Raw genomic sequence first — 18,628 nt, 5'->3', positions numbered from 1 at the left:
ACTCAGCATATAAAAAATGCCGGCATCCGCCAGCATTTTTTTAATTTTTCTCAGCAATCAAAGCTTAAGCTTCAACCCATTTGCCGTCCTGATACACCATCGACCATTTGGTTTGCTTGCCTTCAGCATTTTCAGAACCAATATACTGCGCTTGGTTTTTACGGCTGAATTTCACCAAAGACGGGTTGCCTTCAGGATCGGTATCCGGCGCCTGCAAAATAAACTGGTATTTGGGATCCAGCTGTTCCGCAACACTGCGCAGTTCAGCCACTTTCGGCGCGCGGGTTTCACGGATTTTCGGGAACTTGCTGGCTGCAAGGAATAAACCTGCAGCGCCGTCACGCAACACAAAGAAATCATCATGCTTGGTTGAACGCAAATGTTCCATTTTAATCGGATCGACACGCGGCGGCGCTGGCTGGCCATTCTTTAAAACTTTGCGGGTATTTTCACAGCTGGTGCAGGCAAAGTATGGACCAAAACGGCCATTTTTCAGCTGCATTTCACCATCGCATTTATCGCATGGAATGGTCGGGCCGTCATAGCCTTTAATCTTGAACTCGCCTTCTTCAACTTCAAAGCCGCTGCAGTCTGGGTTGTTGCCGCAGATATGCAGTTTGCGCCCGCCGTCAATCACGTAGCTGTCCATCGCGGTGCCGCAAATTGGACAGCGCTTTTTCGACATCAGATCTGCCGTTTCAGCGGCATCATCATCGGACAGGGCGGCCAATGACTCCACCGGAGTCAAGTTCAGCGTGCCTTTGCAGCGTTCTTTTGGCGGCAGGTTATAGCCTGAGCAGCCCAAGAACACGCCGGTTGTACCGGTACGGATCTGCATTGGACGGTCGCATTCTTTGCAATGCACCGCAGCCACTTCCACAGGCAGATTGCGGCGCATGCCGTTTTCACCCTGCGCATTGGTCAGGCGTTTTTTAAAGTCGCCGTAGAAGCTGTTCAGCAGCTCTTTCCAGTTGCGGTCGCCTTCAGCCACTTTATCCAGCTGGCCTTCAAGGTCTGCGGTAAAGTCGTAGTTCATCAAGTTGTTGAAGCTTTCATCGAGACGGTCGGTCACGATCTCGCCCATCTTCTCGGCAAACAGGCGGCGGTTTTCCAGTTTCACATAACCGCGGTCTTGAATGGTCGAAATAATCGCCGCATAAGTTGACGGACGGCCGATGCCTTTTTTCTCAAGCTCTTTCACCAAAGAGGCTTCAGTAAAACGTGCAGGTGGTTTGGTAAAGTGCTGCGATGGATCGAGTTTTTCCAGTTTCAGCACTTCACCGACTTTCACTGCAGGCAACAATACATCATCATCAGATTTGTTTTGACCGCGCACTTTGGTGAAGCCGTCAAAGACCAGCGTACGGCCTTTGGCTTTCAGCTCGACGCCGTTAGCATCAACCAAAATGGTTGAAGACAGATATTCTGCCGGTGTCATTTGACAGGCCACAAACTGACGCCAAATCAGGTCATACAGGCGCTGCGCATCGCGCTCCACACCGACTAAGCTGTCACCTTTTAAGCCAACCGTTGAAGGACGGATCGCTTCATGGGCTTCTTGCGCATTGGCTTTGTTGCCATAGCGGTTCGGTTTCGCCGGCAGGTATTTGGCGCCAAATTCTGATTCGATATGGCCGCGGACCATGTTCACCGCATCATCACTCAAGAAAGTGGAGTCGGTACGCATATAGGTAATGAAACCGGCTTCGTACAGACGCTGCGCCAGCATCATGGTTTTCTTCACCGAAAAGCCCAGACGGGTGCTGGCAGCCTGCTGCAGGGTTGAAGTGATATACGGCGCGCTTGGATTGACCTTGGTCGGCTTATCTTCACGGGTCGACACCGTATAGTCGGCGTCCTTAATCAGGTTCAGCAGCGCATCGGTTTCAGCCTTGTTGCGCAGTTTCAGGGTTTTGCCGCCCTGCTTCACCGCTTCAAGACGGATGTCATCTTTTTGAGACTTGGTGTCTGCAAACACTTGCCAGTATTCTTCTGGAATAAAGGCGCGGATTTCACGCTCACGCTCCACCACCAGCTTGACTGCAACCGACTGCACACGGCCAGCCGACAAGCCGCGGGCAATTTTTTCCCACAGCAATGGTGAAATCATAAAGCCGACAACGCGGTCTAAGAAACGGCGTGCCTGCTGAGCATTGACTTTATTGGTATCTAAGCGTGACGGATGCTTAAAGGCTTCCTGAATGGCATTTTTGGTAATTTCGTTGAACACCACGCGCTGATAGCGTGAGTCATCGCCGCCGATCACTTCTTTTAAGTGCCAGGCGATAGCTTCCCCTTCGCGGTCCAAATCCGTTGCGAGATAGACCTCGTCAACCTGCGAAGCAAGCTTTTTCAGTTCCGAGACTACATTTTCTTTGCCCGGAAGCACTTCATATTTGGCTTTCCAGTCGTGCTCAGGGTCAACCCCCATGCGGTTGACCAATGCTTGCTGGGCTTTTTCAGCCTTCTGCTCATCGGTCAGCTTGACCCGCACTGCAGGTTTCTTTTCTGCCGTTTTACTTGAACCGCCAGTCGGCAAGTCACGGACGTGACCTACTGATGACTTCACAATGTAGTCTGAACCAAGATATTTATTGATTGTTTTCGCTTTTGCAGGCGACTCCACAATCACTAAGGCACGTTTTTTCCCAGCATCAGTTTTTGCTGCCGCGCTTTTGGATGTGGACCGAGGAGCGTTCGCCATAATTAACCGTTAATCCTGTTTTTTAATGGGTCTATAAAATTAAAGTTCAGCCAAAGAATTCAGATAGGCTTTGATGTCATCCAGCTGGGTGGCTCTCAAATCGGATTCTTCGTCCCAATAGAGTCCTACACAGTTGGCTTGCATATCAATAGCATAAATGCCCTTTAATGCAATCGGCAAATCTTTAAACTTGTCATCGCCATGAACAAGCTCTAATTTTTGATCAGATACGCGCGCGCGCATGAGAGGCAAGCGGGCATCTGGAAGCAAAATGCTGTAATAGGCAACCATGCTGGCGCGCTTTTCAGTCGCCATCGGGACTTTTGTCCAGTCCGGCGCCACCACCAAACGCGGATGCAGCCCCATCTTGCGCGCTTTTTCGCGCATGATGCCTAAGGCTTTTTCTCTTGGGCTGACGCGAAGTCCAAAAATAGAGCCCAAAACAAAAACCACAATAACGACTGCAACCCAAATTCCAGTATTTTCCATAGTACAACCTTTATGTTCCTTTATTAGAGTTGCATAAGCGCCATAGAAAAGGCAAGTTGCGGCGACGAAAAATTAATTCAGGAACATCTCGTGGCTGTACAGCACTTCGTGGCCGTTCCAGTAAATATAGCCTTTATCAATCAGCTCTTTCAGCAGCAGGCGGATGTCCGATTTGGGAAACAGCTGTTCCAGCAGATCCCGCAGCGCGTAAATATCTTTGGGTTTTTCCTGTTTCAATTCATGCAGCTTTTTAATCACTTCCAGCTGCACCGGGTCAATTTTCTGAAAGTTGGCAAACAGTTCCTGCTGCGGATTCTGCATATCCTCAGCAGGCGCATCGGCCTTTTGCTGCGGCAGGTCCAGCTGGGCAACAGCGTCCTGCATATTTTCTGCCAGCGGCGCGGCATCTTCATCTAAATTCAGCTGCGCCCATTGCTTCAGCACTTTTTTACGGAAATTCACCAGCTGTTCTTCACGCTTGACGATTTTCAGGCTGATCAGCATGCCCACCACATGCTGGGCATGTTCCGGCAGCAGCTGCAAAATATTCGCCACAGAATTTTTCAAGGAATCCAAAGAACTGGGCTTGCCGGAAGATTTCACTATGGCGTCACAGTATTTTTTCACCATCTGCAAATACGGCGCCGCTTTGATTTTCGCCAAACTCGGCAGCTGATATTTTGGCCGTCCGCTTTTCGGCTGAGCAGGCTCCGGCTGTTCAGGCTGCACCTGAATCAGGCTGCAGCTGATATTCGAGCCTTGCATCATCGCCAGCAGCATCTCGCTGTCCGGCATGGCTGAAATGACTTCGACATGCGCGCCTTCGTTCAGCAGCGCCATCAGCTGGCCCACCACCACCGCATATTCAAATTCTTTTTGCGGCGTGTCCGGCGTCTCTAAAATCACAATCTGCCCGCTGCTGATCCAGCTGGAAAATTCAGTTAAATCTTCCAAAGAATATTCAAATGTTCCTTGGCAATTAAACAGATACAGCACCGGGTAATGTTCAACAATATCTCTGAATAATTGCGCGGCCGGCATATTATTTTCAAGATCGAGCAATACAGCTTTGGCAGTCATAAAAAGTGAAGTGTTTGGCAAATAAGCGGTTGCTGTGCATTACAGCGTTTAGCGGCAAAAAGGTCAACAACTAAAAGCGCTTTCATGGCTTTTAGCCATGCGGCGCAATCAATCAATAATGCGGCGGGCGGTTGGTCATCGGGTCAAAGGCCGCGATGCCTTCAGATAAATCTGCAGATTCAATGCGCTGGTAAATCAGCTGCATTTGCTCCTTTAAGTCTGAAATTTCAGCGCCTTGACGCGCCACCTGATCATTCAGCTGTTCAACTAAATCATCTAAAAATGCAATTCGGACTTGCAAATCTTCAATGGGTGCGGAAAATGACGCCTGATTATCAATATTTTGTTGCTTAGTCATTTTAAGTCCTCATTTGAGATTTTTCAGGAAACAGTATGGCCTATATTACATTAAGGGATGTCCAGCTTGCGTTTGGCGGACCTGCCTTGCTCGACGGCGCGAATTTTAGCTTGGAACGCGGCGAACGGGTGTGTTTGATTGGCCGTAATGGTGAAGGTAAGTCTACTTTACTTAAACTGATTGAGGGAAGCTTATTGCCGGATGGCGGTGAAGTTTCTCTGCAAAACGGCATCACCATTTCCATGCTGGCGCAAGACGTGCCGATGGATTCAGGCAAAGTGGCCGATATTGTCGCTGATGGCGCAGGTGAAGCCGCTGAAGTGCTCAGAGCCTATCACGAAGCCAGTGACGCCTGCGTGCTGGGCGATATGGACGCCTGTGACCGCATGGGCAACCTGCAGCATAAAATGGATCAGCTGGATGGCTGGGCCTTAGAGACCAAAGTCAACTCAATCTTAAGCAAAATGGGCCTCGACCCGGAAGCGGATCTGGCGGATTTATCCGGCGGGCGGAAACGCCGGGTGCTGCTGGCGCGCGCCTTGCTGACGCAGCCCGATGTGCTGCTGCTGGACGAACCGACCAACCATTTAGACGTTGAAAGCATTGAATGGCTGGAAAAATTCCTGCTGGATCAAAACAATTTAACCTTGCTGTTCATTTCACATGACCGCTCATTTGTCGACAGCATCGCCACCCGCATTGTCGAGCTGGACCGCGGCATTCTGCGCAGCTACGACGGCAACTACTCGCGCTACCTCGATCTGAAAGCGCAGCAGATGGAAGCGGAAGAAAAGCAAAATGCCTTGTTTGATAAAAAACTGGCTGAAGAAGAAGTCTGGATCCGCCAAGGCATTAAAGCCCGCCGCACCCGCAACGAAGGCCGCGTCCGCGCATTGAAAGCGCTGCGTGAAGAATCGCGCGCGCGCCGTTCGCAGCAAGGCAAGGTCAGCATGGCGACGCAAGATGCGCAGCGCTCAGGCAAAGTGGTATTCGAGATTGAACATTTGCAGGTTAAATTCGGCAACAGCGAACCGATTATTAAAGATTTCTCTGCATTGGTGCTGCGCGGTGACCGCATTGGCTTAGTCGGTGATAACGGTGTCGGTAAAACCACTCTGATTAAAGCCATTTTGGGCGAACAGGAGCACGGCGGCAGCGTCAAAACCGGCACACAGCTGGAAGTGGCTTACTTTGACCAATTGCGCAATGCGCTGGATTTAGAAAAATCCGTCAAAGACAACGTATCGGAAGGCTCAGATCATGTCGATGTCAACGGCAGCCGCCGCCATATCTACAGCTATCTGCAGGATTTCCTGTTCTCTCCTGAACGCGCGCGCACGCCGGTCAAAGCCTTGTCTGGCGGTGAACGCAACCGTATTCTTCTGGCCAAATTATTGCTAAAACCATCCAACCTGATTGTGATGGATGAACCGACCAATGACTTGGATATGGTGACGCTGGAACTGCTGGAAGAAATGCTGGGCGGCTACAAAGGCACCCTGCTGCTGATCTCGCATGACCGTGCCTTTATGGATAACGTGGTCACTTCAACTTGGGTCTTTGACGGCAAAGGCAATATTGATGAATATATTGGCGGCTATCAGGATTATCTGGAGCAGCGTCCAGACCAAACTGCGGTCGATCAAAAAAGCGCTGTCAAAAAAGCCATGGCCAAAGCTGAAGCCGCTCAGGCACCGCAGCCGAAAAAAGCCAAACTCAGCTATAAAGATCAGCGCGCTTTAGACCAGCTGCCGCAGGAAATTGAAGCCTTGGAACAAGAGCAGGCGCAGCTTTCAGAGAAATTGGCTGATGGTTCTTGGTTTGTGACGGATGCCGATGCCGCGACCAAAGCGTCACAGCGTTTGGCGGAAATTGATGATCAAATGCTGGAAAAAATGGAACGCTTGGAAGAGCTGGAAAATTTAAGCCAAGGCTGATGCATTAGACCGCTCAATGCTCAAACTTAAAAAATGCCGCAATTGATTGCGGCATTTTTGATGCGATTGATGACATCGCCGGAGGCATTTTATAAAATCGCGGCATGCATTATTCTTCTGCCCGAAAATACAGCCTGCGCTGCCGCCTTTATCCAAATTTGAACCGCCTTCATGCATAAAAAAGACTTTGCCAATACCGCCTACGTGATCAAAATTCTCTGCTGCGCCGTTCTTGCTGTCCTGCTAGCCGTGGTTTTCGATAAAGATAAAGACACCAATTTTTTCCTTTGGGCGTCACTGACCGCCTTTTTCACCCTGCAGCATGATCTCAATCAGAAGATCAATTTCAGCCAAGTCACCGGCAATTTTATCGGTTCTGCAGTCGGCATCCTGATCTGGGTCAGCATGTCCAAAGCCAGCTTTCTGCATCTGTATTACATCAATTTAGAATATTTATTTTTAGTCTTGGGCATTGTACTCACCGCCATCATCTGCGTGAGCTTCAAAGCCGCAAAATATACCGGTATTGCGCTGTCCAGCTTTTTAATCGTCACGGTCTATGATGTCGGCCATCACACTATTGACGGCGCGCTGCTGCGTATCGCCTATTGCCTCACCGGCTGTTTCATTGCTTATGCCGTAGAATATTCCTCACTGTATTTCATCCAAAAATATCGGACGCTGAACTGACAGCGGAGACAGGCTGGAAAATAGAGAGCGCCTATAATCCATTGCCCTCCTTGCTGGAACATGCTCCACATGCCAGTTTACCTCTAAAAATATGCATGCTGTTTTAAGATCGGCTCAGCGCAGTTCTTCGGTCTTGATCGGCTTGGCTTTTTCAATAAAAGCTTGCTAAGGTGCTAGGCAAATAGTCATGCAAATTTATATGGATGGTCCAAATGCAGATTCGTGATCAAATTGTCTTGGTGACTGGCGGCGCGCGCGGCCTAGGCCTTGCCATCAGCCAATGCCTGATTGCCGAAGGCGCGCGTGTCGTGGTGAATTATCACAGCAGCAAGGCACAGGCGGAACAGCTGGCTCAGCAGCATCCGCAGCAAGTATTTGCCTGCCAAGCCGACGTCACCGACAAAGCCCAAGTCAGCCGCTTATTTGCCGCAGCCAAAAGCCATTTCGGCGCCGCCATCACCTCAGTGGTGAATAACGCGCTGATCAGCTTCGAATTCAATGGTGATGCCCGTCCTAAAATTGAAGACTTAACTGCTGAAACCATGCTGCAGCAGTTTGATGGCGCGGTACTGGCCGCCATCAACACCACACAGGCAGGCTTGGCGGAGATGAAGCAAGCAGGCTTTGGCCGCATTGTCAACATTGGCACCAACCTCGTGCAAAACCCAGTTGTACCCTATCATGACTATACCGCAGCCAAAGCAGCGCTGCTGGCGTTCACCCGGACGGCTGCGCACGATTTAGGCCAGTACGGCATCAATGTCAATATGCTCTCTGGCGGCCTGCTGCACACCACCGATGCCAGCAAAGCCACACCTGATGCGGTCTTTGATTTGATTGCCGCATCAACACCGCTGCGCCGCGTGACTACGCCAGAAGAATTCGCCTCAGCCATCATGATGTTCCTGTCACCTTATTCACGCGCCGTGACAGGGCAAAACCTGATTGTGGATGGCGGTTTAGTCAAAGGCTGAGTGAGCAGCGATTCTGTTTCCGCCCAGTACGCATGAAACGGGAACTTTCTCTTTCATTTCAGCTTCATGCTAAACTGAGCGCTATTTTTCCAGATTTGATTTAGTTCTTATGAGTCAAAAGCCAGATTATCAGCCCGGTGAATTTCAATGGTCTTTCCTGCTGCCGCAGTATTGGGGCATTTGGATCGGCATTGTTCTTCTGATGATCTTGGCAATTCTGCCTTGGGCCATTCAGCACCGTTTGGCCACCGCCATCGGCAACAGCGCCTTTGAGCATTTAAAATCACGCCGTAAAACCACCATTCGTAATCTAGAAGTCTGCTTTCCCGAATGGAGCGCTGAACAAGTTCAGGACAATGCCCGCCAAGTTTTTGTGGATCAGATGATCGGCATTTTTGAAACGCTGAATGCGTGGTACTGCCCGCAGTGGTTCAAAGGCCGTGTCAGCATTGAAGGCCTTGAGCATATTCAAAATGTGCAGGCTGAAGGTAAAGGCGTGCTGCTGCTGGGCACGCATTCCACTTTATTGGATGCCGGCGGCTATTTATGTTCTCAATTTTTTGAACCGGATGTGGTCTACCGCCCGCAGAATAATCCGCTGCTGGACATGCTGATCTACCGCTGCCGCGCAACGATTTATGCCCATCAGATTGACCATGACGATATGCGCGGACTGATCCGCAACCTCAAAAATGGCCATGCCATCTGGTACAGCCCGGATCAGGACTTTGGCCTCAAACAAGGGGTGATGGCGCCCTTTTTCGGCGTGCCGGCCGCGACCGTGACGGCGCACCGCCGTTTGCTGAAAATTTCCAAAGCCGGCGCCGTTCCGCTGTATTTTTACCGTCATGGCGATATTCGGAACCCGCAGTATCATGTGCTGATTGAACCGGTGGTGGACAATCTGCCGAGTGAAAACGAGCTGGATGATGCCCTTCGGGTCAACAAAATTATTGAAAACCAGCTGCGCATTGCGCCGACTCAATACATGTGGTTCCACCGCCGTTTTAAAACCCGTCCAGACGGCTATGAAGAAATTTACTGAGCCCTGCCCGGCGCAGCAGGCCGCACAATGCTAAACACCCAATAAAATGATAGAGAGATGCGCAATGAAAGTGATGCAGCTTTTGCCTGAACTGAACAGCGGCGGTGTGGAACGCGGCACGCTGGAAATTGCCCGCGCGCTGATTGCGGATGGGCATGAGTCCTTGGTGGTGTCGAACGGCGGACGCATGGTGGCGCAGCTGGAAGCAGAAGGCTCTACCCATTTGACCCTGCCTGTGCATAAAAAAGCGCTGTCCTCGCTATGGCAAATCCGTCCGCTGCGCAAACTGATTCTGCAGCATCGGCCGGATATTGTGCATGTGCGTTCGCGCGTGCCCGCATGGCTGACCCATTTTGCGCTGAAAGGCATTCCGGCAGCGCAGCGTCCGCATTTGATTTCGACCGTGCATGGTTTTTATTCCATTAACCGCTACAGCCAAATTATGACGCAGGCGGAAAAAGTCATTGCGGTCTCGGACAGCGTGGTGAAATACATCATCGAGAACTATAAAAATTGCCCGCCGGAAGATATTGTGCGCATTTACCGCGGCATTGACCCGCAGGCGTTTCCGCATGGCTATCAGCCTTCCGCGCAGTGGCTGAATCACACGTTCAAAGATTATCCAGAGCTGGAAAATAAATTCCTGCTCTGCCTGCCGGGACGCATCACCCGCTTAAAAGGCCATGAGACCCTGATTGCATTGATGCAGCAGCTGACTGCCCAATATCCGCAGCTGCATGCCGTGGTGGTCGGCGGCGCCGACCCAAAAAAGGCCGCCTATTTAAAAGAAATGCAGGACAGCATTCAAGCCAAAGGCTTAAGTGAGAAAATCACCTTTGCCGGCCACCGTTCCGATATCCGCGAATGGCTGGCATTCAGCGATGCCGTGCTGTCTTTGTCGAATCAGGCGGAAACCTTTGGCCGCACCGCATTGGAAGCACTGTCTGTCGGCACGCCAGTCATTGGCTGGAACCGCGGCGGCGTTGCAGAAATTCTGTCGCATCTTTATCCGCAGGGCTTAATTGCTGTGGATGATCAAAGCGCGCTGCAAGCTGCTGTGAAAAAGCATATTGATACGCCGCAGCAGGTTGCACCTGTGCAAGAGTTCAGCTTAAAAGAGATGTGTGATCAGACTTTAGATTTATATACATCTGTTCTCTAAGCTATCTCTATTTACACATCGCTTGCAGTTTCAAGTGATGTGTAATTTAAAACCGATTAACAAAATACAACTTAATAAAATTAACTTTTTAATTTTAAATAACTATTTTTTACCAATGAATTTTTTCAAAAATTTAGATAAGATGTTTTTTATCATATTTTACAAATATTCAACGGTTGAATTATGTCAAAATTAGAAGTCAGAAGAGAAAGTCAGAAAATATTCATCTTTAAAAAAATTTTTGAATTTGAATCGGCCAAACAGCAAGCAGAAAAAAAGAAACTCAATGCATTTGGTATGTTTGCTAAATTCAATCCATTAAAACGCCCAACAGAAGAGAGCGTATTGCTGAGTAAACAAATTCTGCGCTATGAGCCATTTTGGTATGTAGCCAGCAAAAGAACGGTGAATTACACATGTGTCGTCACGTATCCCGTTCCAGTTCACAATCCGCATGCCACCTCAATTCAAATTGATAATAATATTCCAGCCGGGCAAGCATACCCTGTAATGCGCCAGCTCGATAAAGCCAAAATCGATGTTCAAGTGGTTGAAAAATGCCACCGCACCATCGAGTTTTCAGAGTATTTGGATGGTTTAAAAAGGGAAATCAAACCATTGGTTTTCAATGACTATCTCAAAAAATTTGAATACACCGAAGTGAATGAAGTCGATGTCGAAAATGCGTTAAAACCGCTGCTGTCTTTGGACTCTTTAACAAGCTTGGTCCGTTCGACATTGCAAAATCAGATTATCAATGCCTCAAATATTGAAGACGATTCAGAAGAGATTACGTCGTTATATTTATATTTCCGTCCTGTATATGCATTTGAATATCATTGGTCTAATGCAGACAAAATTGGTGTGATAGAAGTCGATGGTTTAACTGGGGAAATTATTGAAAATGGCAATTGGTTCAAGAATACCTTCGACCAAACATTCACTCGTGACAATCTGATTGATTTAACGGCTGAATTAGCCAGCACTGTTGTCCCTGGCGGCGGCACCGTTATCAAAATTGCATCTAAAGTCATGAACTGAGATCAGAGTTTTTTTAATATTCAAAGCTAGAGATCATTTTCATCTAGCTTTGTTCAGTTATCTGTCAGCCCTTCCAAACCCGGTACTTGACGGTCAGCCAAAGCAGCAGCGGCAGCACAATCATATTCAGCATATCGCGCAGGCTGGCGCCGATGCGCCAATAGCCCCGGTCCAAAATATCATGCCGCGCGCCGAACAATTCAGCAGCAACAGCAATCACCACCACGGCCCCGATGGCATAATTGGATTTTAATTGACGCTGATGCAGCAGCGCCGCAATAAAAAAAATCAGCAGCCCGCTGTAAATCAGCAGCGCATCATGCGGCAGCTGAGAAGCCTGCAGAAAAGTATTGCGCCATTCAGACAGCATAGAAGTGCCCATAAAACTCTCTTATTTTTTAAGATGCATTGCTGTTCTGCGCGCTGCTCTACAATGCCGCGCAGACCATGCAAAATCAAAGTTGTAAACGTCAGATAAACCAAACCCGAGTTCTGCATCCTGCAAAACTCGGGTTGATGAGGTTGTGCTTTCACAAGTCTTATTATTCTTTTCGGGTGGCTTTCCTTTCCTGCATCATCTCCTTGATGATTACCATCAGCGCCGTCTTCCTTAGTGGGATAATCCGTTCCCTGTTCCATTTGCCGATGAATGTAGAATAGGCTGTTTTCCTCAGCTTGCCTATGCGCCATCAGCCGAAATCAATGTAAGCTATTTCGTACACTTTTCTCTTAAATCGCGTCCATCCGGCGCTCCGCCCATCATTGCGCCTTCCCATCCTGTTGATGCTCTTGTTTAGAATCTTCTTTATAATCCTGCGCAAGGTCATCCGTCACCGGTTTTTCTTCTTGCTCCGCTTTTTCAATACCGTCCCGGATCGCCTCTTGCGCGTCTTCTTCATCGACAGCGCTTTGCTCCAGCTCCGGCTGAAGCTGTTCAAAGATCTGGCCGGTCTGCAGCGCCACATAGACCGGAAAATGGTCTGAGCCCACATGCGGCAAGCGCTTCATCTCCACCAAAGCAAAATCGGTGCTGTGGAAAATATGATCCAGCGACCAGCGCAGCAAGGGATAATCCGCATGAAAAGTGTTGACGTACATGCGCCCGACCCGCGGATCCAGCAGCCCGCTGATGCGCTGAAACAGCCGCGTGGTGCGTGACCAGGCCACATCATTCAAGTCCCCCATCACAATGCAGCTTTGATCCCGGTCTTTGAGCTAATCGCCAACGATCAGCAGCTCCGCATCGCGCAAGGTGGAATCTTTGGCTTCGGTTGGGCTCGGCGGTTTCGGATGCAGGCAATGCAGCTGCACAGTCTCACCGGAACGCAAGGTTACCGCAGTATGAATCGACGGAATCTCATCGCTTAAAATAAATTTGACCTGCGTATCATGCAGCGGCAGCCGGCTGAACAAATGCATGCCGTACAAATTATCCAGCGGCACGGCAACGCGGTAGGGATAATCGTCTTCGATCACGCCCAGCGCTTTTTGCCAGGCTTCATCCGATTCCAGCGTCAGCACCACATCCGGCTGATATTTTTCAATTTCGGCAATCAAGAGATGATATTTGCTATTAGGCGTGAGCACATTGGAAACGATCACCGAGATCTGCCGTTCAGGGTTCAGCTGATGCCCACGGACTTTCTTCACCTGCTTTTTCCAGACAAAGGTATAAGGCAGCACCATTTTCAATTGAAAGGCAACCGCAGCGGCCAGCCCGGCTAAAATGACAGTGCGCCCAATATCCCAAGGCCCAGGCCAGAACAGCATCAGCACCAAGGCCAGCAGGCCCAGCGCCAAAATCTGCAGCCGGAGAAAATCCGCACCGCGGAACCACCATTCATAGCGCCGGATCAATGACCACACGCTCAGCAGAATCACAACGGCAGACAGCACTTCTATCCAAATCATCCGCGCCTCCGTTTTATATTCTTAATTTTTTATTGATTCATAAATTTATATCAATTTTGCATGTAACATAAACAAGTTATATTGCACAATATAATTGCTGTTTTCATTCTGCAGCGCTTGCAGTTATGCGCTCTTTTGATACACTCGAACCCCCTTTTTATTTTTTAACGCACCGAGGCAAAGTGACATGAAAGTAGGTCTGGTCGGTTGGCGCGGGATGGTTGGTTCCGTCCTTATGCAACGTATGGTTGAAGAAAATGATTTCGCTCATTTTGAGCCATTTTATTTTTCTACCAGTAATGCTGGCGGTGAAGCGCCTGCGTTTGGCGGCAAGACCGCCCCAGCACTTATGGATGCATCAGACATTGACAGTCTGAAGCAAATGGATGTCATTATTACCTGCCAAGGCGGCGATTACACGACTGACGTTTTCCCTAAGCTGAAAGCTGAAGGCTGGAACGGTTACTGGATTGACGCAGCATCGACGCTGCGCATGGATGATGAAGCGATCATCGTGCTGGATCCGGTCAACATGCACGTGATCAAAGACGGTCTGGTAAAAGGCACAAAAACTTTTGTCGGCGGCAACTGCACGGTTTCACTGATGCTGATGGGCTTAGGCGGCCTCTTCCAAAACAATTTGGTGGAATGGGCAACTTCAATGACCTATCAGGCGGCGTCTGGCGCCGGCGCGCAAAACATGCGTGAGCTGATCAACGGCATGGGCTACCTGTACAACAATACCAAAGATTTGCTGGATGACCCGAAATCGCCAATTTTAGATATCGATTCTAAAATTGCCGCGCTGCAGCGCAGTGAAGGCTTCCCTGCTGCAAACTTCGGTGTGCCTTTAGCTGGTTCGCTGATTCCATATATTGACAAGCAGCTGGAAAGCGGCCAGTCAAAAGAAGAATGGAAAGGCCAAGTTGAAACCAACAAAATTCTGGGCAATCAGCAAATCGTGCCGATCGACGGCCATTGCGTGCGTATCGGCGCTATGCGCTGCCACTCACAGGCGCTGACATTGAAACTGAAAAAAGATGTGCCGCTGGATGAAATCGAAGATATGCTGCGCAGCGCGAACCAATGGGCCAAAGTGGTGCCAAATACGCGCGAAGCGTCCATGACTGACCTGACTCCAGTGGCTGTCACAGGCACTTTATCTGTTCCAGTGGGCCGCCTGCGCAAACTGAACATGGGTAAAGAATATCTGGGCGCATTTACCGTGGGTGACCAATTGCTTTGGGGCGCTGCTGAACCGCTTCGCCGCATGCTGCGCATTCTGATTGACTATAAAAATCCTTAATTTGCCTGCTTAATGTGATGCAGACATTTTAAAATCTGAAAAGCCGATCTCAATTGATCGGCTTTTTTGTGTAGCAGTCTTGTAATTGTTTTACAATTCTTCAACATACCGTTAATCTATTGTTTTCGCTATGCGGCCTCGCCTGAGCTAAAGATTAAGATGAATGTATATAATAAATTAAAGTTTGCCATTTTAGCCATTATTGCGTCGCAGAACATTCATGCGATTACGCTTGACCCAATTCAAATTCAGTCAGCGCCTGGGGAGCTGCTGTATGCAGAAATCAATTTCCGCAATGCGGATCCCAATGCCTCTATCCGTGCCGGCTTAGCGTCTGCGGAAGACTTGATCAGCATGGGGGCCGGCCATCAGCCGCCAGGCCATTTAAACTTCTTTACGCGTAAAGACGGTTCAGGCTCAGGCGTGATTACGATTACCTCTTCGCGCCCGCTCACCGATGCTGAACTGAATGTCATTGTTAAAATTACTGAAGGCAATTCATCCCGCCTGCAGCATATTAAAACCCCACTGAAACGCAGCATGCCGCAGAGTCCGCAAATGAATGCCGCGCGCAACGAACGCGCACTGTCACCGATTATTATCAGCAATGAAAAAGATATTGCGCTGAATCTTCCAGTCAGCACCCAATTTGCCGCAGCGGCTCCAGCCGCAAAACCCCAAGAAACGCTGCTGACGGTCAATCCAGCATTGCCGCCTGCTCTAGGCGCTCAGCATGCGCCAGCAGCGATGGCCGCCCCTGCAGCCTTTTCAAGTGCCGCTGCTGCGTCTTCACTGGCCAGTCCAGCGCAGGCCATGCCGCAGGAGTCTGCCGCAAACGCGCAAAGCTCCCGCGATCCTTTGGCGCAAAAATATGCCGCTGAACAGGCAGCGCGGCAATCCGCTTCCGCAGCGCCGGCGCCTGCCGCCAAGCATCAGCCGGAACCCTCCTCAGCAGCCCCAGCCAAACCGGCATCGGGCAGTACTGCACAGAAATATGTGGTGCAATCCAATGAATCCTTATGGGCCATTGCAGCCCGTATTGCGGCTTCAGAAAACCGTCCTGTTGGCGATGTCATGAAGCAGATCAAGGCCAACAATGAACATGCTTTTATTCAGGGGGATGCTAACCGCTTAAAACGCGGCGCAGCCCTCAATTTAAACAGCGCCGCCATCTCAAAAGAGCGCGCAAAAATTTCTGCGGAAGCCTTGAAAAATACGCCGTCCACTCAATCCGGCAAAATCAAATACCGCATCAATGACGCAGAAATGAGCCTCGTGGCGGAGAAAGCGCAAGATTCAGATCAAGCTTCCGCCAACAAAAGCACAGAAAAAAACAAAACCTCGAAAGAGTTGTCATTAAAAATTATGACATCTCGCGAAAAAACCGTTAAATTACAGAGAAACGTAACCCAATTAGAATTGGCGCTAAATCAAAAGGATCATAGAATTCAATTATTAAACACTCGTCTTGCGCAACTTGAGCAGCAGCTGAAAGCGCGTCAGGCAGAGAAGAAGCCAATCAACTAAAACGTTACATATGATGATTGAAAAGGATGAGCGCAATTTCTCTATGCTCTATCCTCAAGGGGTAAAAACATGCTGTATGTAATTCCATTTGTGATCTTGCTGATCGTATTGGTCGTACTGAAAAAACGTCAAGATGCTCAAGGTTCTGAAAAATCTTCTGCAGCCGCGGCAACACAAAAAAACAAGGCCAAAAAAGCCAGTTCATCAGCCAAAGTTGCCCCGAATAAAACACAGGCCGTGCAAAGCGCTGCGGTTGAAAAAAAGCAGACCACTGCGCTTTCGGCTGATATCCGCAATAAAATTGAAAGCCTCATTCAAGAGCGCAATTTTTTCTCTGCTGAAGCGCAGATTAATCAGGCGCTGAAAAAAGACAACTCGCAGCACGAACTGTATTTGTATCTTTTAGATATTCATATTCTGCAAAAAGATGAATTTGCCATCAGCCAGCTGCTGAACCATGTGCGTTCATTGGAACTGGAAGACATTCTAGAGCAGGCGGAAGCGAAAAAATCAGAGTACGAAGCATCACAGCAAAAGTCTGATGACGTTATCGACTTTGTCAGCCCTGTCATTGCGCCAGAGCCGGCGGCGGCGCCTAAAGCGCAGAATAATGCTGATTTTGACGCCTTGATGGCTGATTCTTCTGCACCTGCCGCTGCACCTAAAGCCGATCTTGCTTTTGAGCAATTGCAAGCAGCAGCTGAACCTGCAGCACAGCCCGCTGCGGAAGAAATTAAACCGCTGGAATTTAATCTTTCTTTTGACACTGCGCCAAAAACTGAAACTGCTGAGCCGGTTCAAGACGCTGCGCCATCTGTTGATTTCGGTTCATTCTCTTTAGAAGAAGCGGAACCGGCAGCCCAAGCTGTTTCTGAAGCGCCTGCACAGGAAGAAATTCAGCCTTTAGATTTCTCGCTGAAATTGACACCGGAAAATGCCGCCGCGCCTGAAGCTCCGGCGCCAGAAGACATCAAGCCTCTGGATTTCTCGTTCTCTTTAGATGCGCCGCCGCCGGCTGAACAGCCAGCCAGCGAACCGGCACTGAGTTTTGATTTAAGTTCGCTTGATTCTGCTACACCTGCAGTAGACACGCCTGCAGCGGAAAAACCGGCTGTGCCTGCATCTACTGGGGTGAGCTTCAACATCAGCAGCACCAGCGCATCCGCTGCAGCGCCTGCAGACAGCAGTGATCCGCTGGTTCAATCCTTCCCGGAACTGTCTGAATGCCCTGAAATTGCAGTCAATCTGGAATTGGCTCAGCAATACATTAAATTGGGCGCTTATGATGCCGCCCGCGAATTGCTGGCTGAAAAAGAGGCTGAATATTCCACCGAACAGCGCCAGCAAGCGGATCTGTTACTGAATCAAATCGCTTCTTAATCCGAATCGCTTTACACTGAAGCAGTCATCCTTGACTGCTTTTTTTATGATGAAAAAAATAGCCTTGATTTATATGGGCGGCACCTTTGGCTGCATTGGTGAGCCGCTCAGCCCAATGCCCGCTGAACAGTTCATTCCTCAGCTGCAGCATCTTCTGCCCGTGCATCTCAGCATCACATGCCTGACTGCGCCTGACATACGCGACAGCAGCGCCTGCACCGCCGGCGACTGGCTGCAGCTGCTGGATCAAATTCAGCAATTGCAGCTGCAGCAGTATCAGCATTTTGTGATCATTCATGGCACAGACACCCTCAGCTATGCCAGCGCCGTTTTATCGCGCTTCATCGGCCAATCGGCGCATGTGGTGCTGACCGGCAGCCAATACCCGCTGTTAACTGCGCAAGGCACCGACAGCCGCGAATTTACCGATGCCATCGACAATTTAAACTTTGCCTTGGATTCGGTGATCAAAGCCCCTGCTGGCGTGTATTTAGCCTTCCACCATCAGCTGCTGCATGCCTCTACGGCTTTGAAAACCCATACGACAGAACTCAATGCCTTTGCAGGAATAACGGTCGAATCGGAGCTGGAACCGCTCGGACAGCCCTTTATCGTGAATGAGCGGCATATTGCCAAAGCGCGCAGCTTCAATTGCCTGAGCCTCATGATGCAGCCGGTTGCGCCAGAGCAGCTCCTGCACAATCTGCAGGCGATTGCGGCCCGTCCTCCGCACGCGCTGATTCTGCAGGGCTTTGGCACGGGCAATATTGCTGTCAATGCCGAAATTTCGACCCTGCTGCGTGAATTGCCGCAGCGCGGCTGCGCAGTGATTGTCACCACCCAAGTCCCTTTTGGCAGCATGAATCAGCACTATGCCGTCAGCCAATGGATGGCAGAGGCGAAAATTTTGCTCAGCAATAGCCGCAGCCATGCAGATCTTTATGCAAAAGCTTTAAAAATGTATTTACAATACGATGATGCAGAGCAATGGCATCTGCATTGGCAAGATTAAAATCAAACTGAG

General features: G+C 49.6%; 15 protein-coding genes and 1 pseudogene. 10 read left to right on the top strand and 6 right to left on the bottom strand.

Going from position 1 to position 18,628, the window contains the following annotated elements:
- Nucleotides 1-64 precede the first annotated feature (64 nt).
- The 4 genes from topA to ACE3T3_RS07280 all read right to left on the bottom strand — a co-directional run bounded on the left by topA (nt 65) and on the right by ACE3T3_RS07280 (nt 4,631).
- The gene (gene topA / locus ACE3T3_RS07295) at nt 65-2,704 is read right to left on the bottom strand and encodes a type I DNA topoisomerase (protein WP_374665479.1); all 2,640 of its coding nucleotides are present in this window, start codon (nt 2,702-2,704) and stop codon (nt 65-67) included.
- A 39-nt stretch (nt 2,705-2,743) separates the two neighbouring features.
- On the bottom strand, nt 2,744-3,193 hold the full coding sequence (locus ACE3T3_RS07290) for an ammonium transporter (protein WP_374665477.1): 450 nt from the start codon (nt 3,191-3,193) through the stop codon (nt 2,744-2,746).
- A 72-nt stretch (nt 3,194-3,265) separates the two neighbouring features.
- The gene (locus tag ACE3T3_RS07285) at nt 3,266-4,273 is read right to left on the bottom strand and encodes a hypothetical protein (RefSeq protein WP_374665475.1); all 1,008 of its coding nucleotides are present in this window, start codon (nt 4,271-4,273) and stop codon (nt 3,266-3,268) included.
- A gap of 112 nt (nt 4,274-4,385) precedes the next feature.
- The gene (locus ACE3T3_RS07280) at nt 4,386-4,631 is read right to left on the bottom strand and encodes a SlyX family protein (RefSeq protein WP_374665473.1); all 246 of its coding nucleotides are present in this window, start codon (nt 4,629-4,631) and stop codon (nt 4,386-4,388) included.
- Between the two features lie 35 nt (nt 4,632-4,666).
- On the opposite strand from ACE3T3_RS07280, the gene ACE3T3_RS07275 reads away from it, so the two are divergent.
- The 6 genes from ACE3T3_RS07275 to ACE3T3_RS07250 all read left to right on the top strand — a co-directional run bounded on the left by ACE3T3_RS07275 (nt 4,667) and on the right by ACE3T3_RS07250 (nt 11,480).
- Nucleotides 4,667-6,568, top strand: a complete 1,902-nt coding sequence (locus tag ACE3T3_RS07275; protein ID WP_374665471.1) for an ATP-binding cassette domain-containing protein — start codon at nt 4,667-4,669, stop codon at nt 6,566-6,568.
- A 171-nt stretch (nt 6,569-6,739) separates the two neighbouring features.
- Nucleotides 6,740-7,258, top strand: a complete 519-nt coding sequence (locus ACE3T3_RS07270; RefSeq protein ID WP_374665469.1) for an FUSC family protein — start codon at nt 6,740-6,742, stop codon at nt 7,256-7,258.
- A gap of 212 nt (nt 7,259-7,470) precedes the next feature.
- The gene (locus ACE3T3_RS07265) at nt 7,471-8,232 is read left to right on the top strand and encodes a 3-oxoacyl-ACP reductase (RefSeq protein ID WP_374665467.1); all 762 of its coding nucleotides are present in this window, start codon (nt 7,471-7,473) and stop codon (nt 8,230-8,232) included.
- A gap of 109 nt (nt 8,233-8,341) precedes the next feature.
- The gene (locus ACE3T3_RS07260) at nt 8,342-9,277 is read left to right on the top strand and encodes a lauroyl acyltransferase (RefSeq protein WP_374665465.1); all 936 of its coding nucleotides are present in this window, start codon (nt 8,342-8,344) and stop codon (nt 9,275-9,277) included.
- A 64-nt stretch (nt 9,278-9,341) separates the two neighbouring features.
- Nucleotides 9,342-10,439: a glycosyltransferase family 4 protein gene (locus ACE3T3_RS07255; protein ID WP_374665463.1), complete on the top strand. Its 1,098-nt coding sequence runs from the start codon at nt 9,342-9,344 to the stop codon at nt 10,437-10,439.
- Between the two features lie 183 nt (nt 10,440-10,622).
- Nucleotides 10,623-11,480, top strand: a complete 858-nt coding sequence (locus tag ACE3T3_RS07250) for a hypothetical protein (RefSeq protein WP_374665461.1) — start codon at nt 10,623-10,625, stop codon at nt 11,478-11,480.
- Between the two features lie 64 nt (nt 11,481-11,544).
- On the opposite strand, the gene ACE3T3_RS07245 is transcribed toward ACE3T3_RS07250, so the two are convergent.
- Together ACE3T3_RS07245 and ACE3T3_RS07240 are read right to left on the bottom strand one after the other, a co-directional pair.
- A complete protein-coding gene (locus ACE3T3_RS07245; protein WP_374665460.1) occupies nt 11,545-11,862 on the bottom strand; it encodes a hypothetical protein in 318 nt (105 codons plus the stop codon).
- 377 nt (nt 11,863-12,239) lie between these two features.
- A pseudogene (locus ACE3T3_RS07240) lies at nt 12,240-13,391 on the bottom strand (endonuclease/exonuclease/phosphatase family protein).
- 187 nt (nt 13,392-13,578) lie between these two features.
- On the opposite strand from ACE3T3_RS07240, the gene asd reads away from it, so the two are divergent.
- The 4 genes from asd (at nt 13,579) to ACE3T3_RS07220 (ending at nt 18,616) form a co-directional block, all read left to right on the top strand.
- Complete coding sequence (gene asd, locus ACE3T3_RS07235) at nt 13,579-14,697, top strand: aspartate-semialdehyde dehydrogenase (RefSeq protein WP_374665458.1); 1,119 nt, start codon at nt 13,579-13,581, stop codon at nt 14,695-14,697.
- Nucleotides 14,698-14,856: 159 nt separating this feature from the next.
- Nucleotides 14,857-16,224 (top strand): hypothetical protein, encoded by a 1,368-nt coding sequence (locus ACE3T3_RS07230; protein ID WP_374665456.1) that lies wholly within the window; start codon nt 14,857-14,859, stop codon nt 16,222-16,224.
- Between the two features lie 69 nt (nt 16,225-16,293).
- Nucleotides 16,294-17,604: a fimbrial protein FimV gene (locus ACE3T3_RS07225; protein ID WP_374665454.1), complete on the top strand. Its 1,311-nt coding sequence runs from the start codon at nt 16,294-16,296 to the stop codon at nt 17,602-17,604.
- A gap of 46 nt (nt 17,605-17,650) precedes the next feature.
- Nucleotides 17,651-18,616 carry an asparaginase domain-containing protein gene (locus tag ACE3T3_RS07220; protein WP_374665452.1) on the top strand — a complete coding sequence of 322 codons (966 nt, stop codon included), beginning with the start codon at nt 17,651-17,653 and terminating at the stop codon, nt 18,614-18,616.
- Nucleotides 18,617-18,628 lie beyond the last annotated feature (12 nt).

The organism is Acinetobacter sp., from assembly GCF_041919735.1.
Lineage (GTDB): Bacteria > Pseudomonadota > Gammaproteobacteria > Pseudomonadales > Moraxellaceae > Acinetobacter.
Note: the sequence above shows the minus strand (reverse complement) of the source record. Positions and strands in the feature narration are given on the sequence as shown.

Bases quoted from the DNA above. Each gene is read 5' to 3' on its own strand.
- topA (WP_374665479.1), bottom strand. From the start codon at position 2,704: ATGGCGAACGCTCCTCGGTCCACATCCAAAAGCGCGGCAGCAAAAACT.
- ACE3T3_RS07250 (WP_374665461.1), top strand. From the start codon at position 10,623: ATGTCAAAATTAGAAGTCAGAAGAGAAAGTCAGAAAATATTCATCTTT.
- ACE3T3_RS07285 (WP_374665475.1), bottom strand. From the start codon at position 4,273: ATGACTGCCAAAGCTGTATTGCTCGATCTTGAAAATAATATGCCGGCC.
- ACE3T3_RS07245 (WP_374665460.1), bottom strand. From the start codon at position 11,862: ATGGGCACTTCTATGCTGTCTGAATGGCGCAATACTTTTCTGCAGGCT.
- asd (WP_374665458.1), top strand. From the start codon at position 13,579: ATGAAAGTAGGTCTGGTCGGTTGGCGCGGGATGGTTGGTTCCGTCCTT.
- ACE3T3_RS07265 (WP_374665467.1), top strand. From the start codon at position 7,471: ATGCAGATTCGTGATCAAATTGTCTTGGTGACTGGCGGCGCGCGCGGC.
- ACE3T3_RS07290 (WP_374665477.1), bottom strand. From the start codon at position 3,193: ATGGAAAATACTGGAATTTGGGTTGCAGTCGTTATTGTGGTTTTTGTT.
- ACE3T3_RS07260 (WP_374665465.1), top strand. From the start codon at position 8,342: ATGAGTCAAAAGCCAGATTATCAGCCCGGTGAATTTCAATGGTCTTTC.
- ACE3T3_RS07270 (WP_374665469.1), top strand. From the start codon at position 6,740: ATGCATAAAAAAGACTTTGCCAATACCGCCTACGTGATCAAAATTCTC.
- ACE3T3_RS07225 (WP_374665454.1), top strand. From the start codon at position 16,294: ATGCTGTATGTAATTCCATTTGTGATCTTGCTGATCGTATTGGTCGTA.
- ACE3T3_RS07280 (WP_374665473.1), bottom strand. From the start codon at position 4,631: ATGACTAAGCAACAAAATATTGATAATCAGGCGTCATTTTCCGCACCC.
- ACE3T3_RS07220 (WP_374665452.1), top strand. From the start codon at position 17,651: ATGATGAAAAAAATAGCCTTGATTTATATGGGCGGCACCTTTGGCTGC.
- ACE3T3_RS07255 (WP_374665463.1), top strand. From the start codon at position 9,342: ATGAAAGTGATGCAGCTTTTGCCTGAACTGAACAGCGGCGGTGTGGAA.
- ACE3T3_RS07230 (WP_374665456.1), top strand. From the start codon at position 14,857: ATGAATGTATATAATAAATTAAAGTTTGCCATTTTAGCCATTATTGCG.
- ACE3T3_RS07275 (WP_374665471.1), top strand. From the start codon at position 4,667: ATGGCCTATATTACATTAAGGGATGTCCAGCTTGCGTTTGGCGGACCT.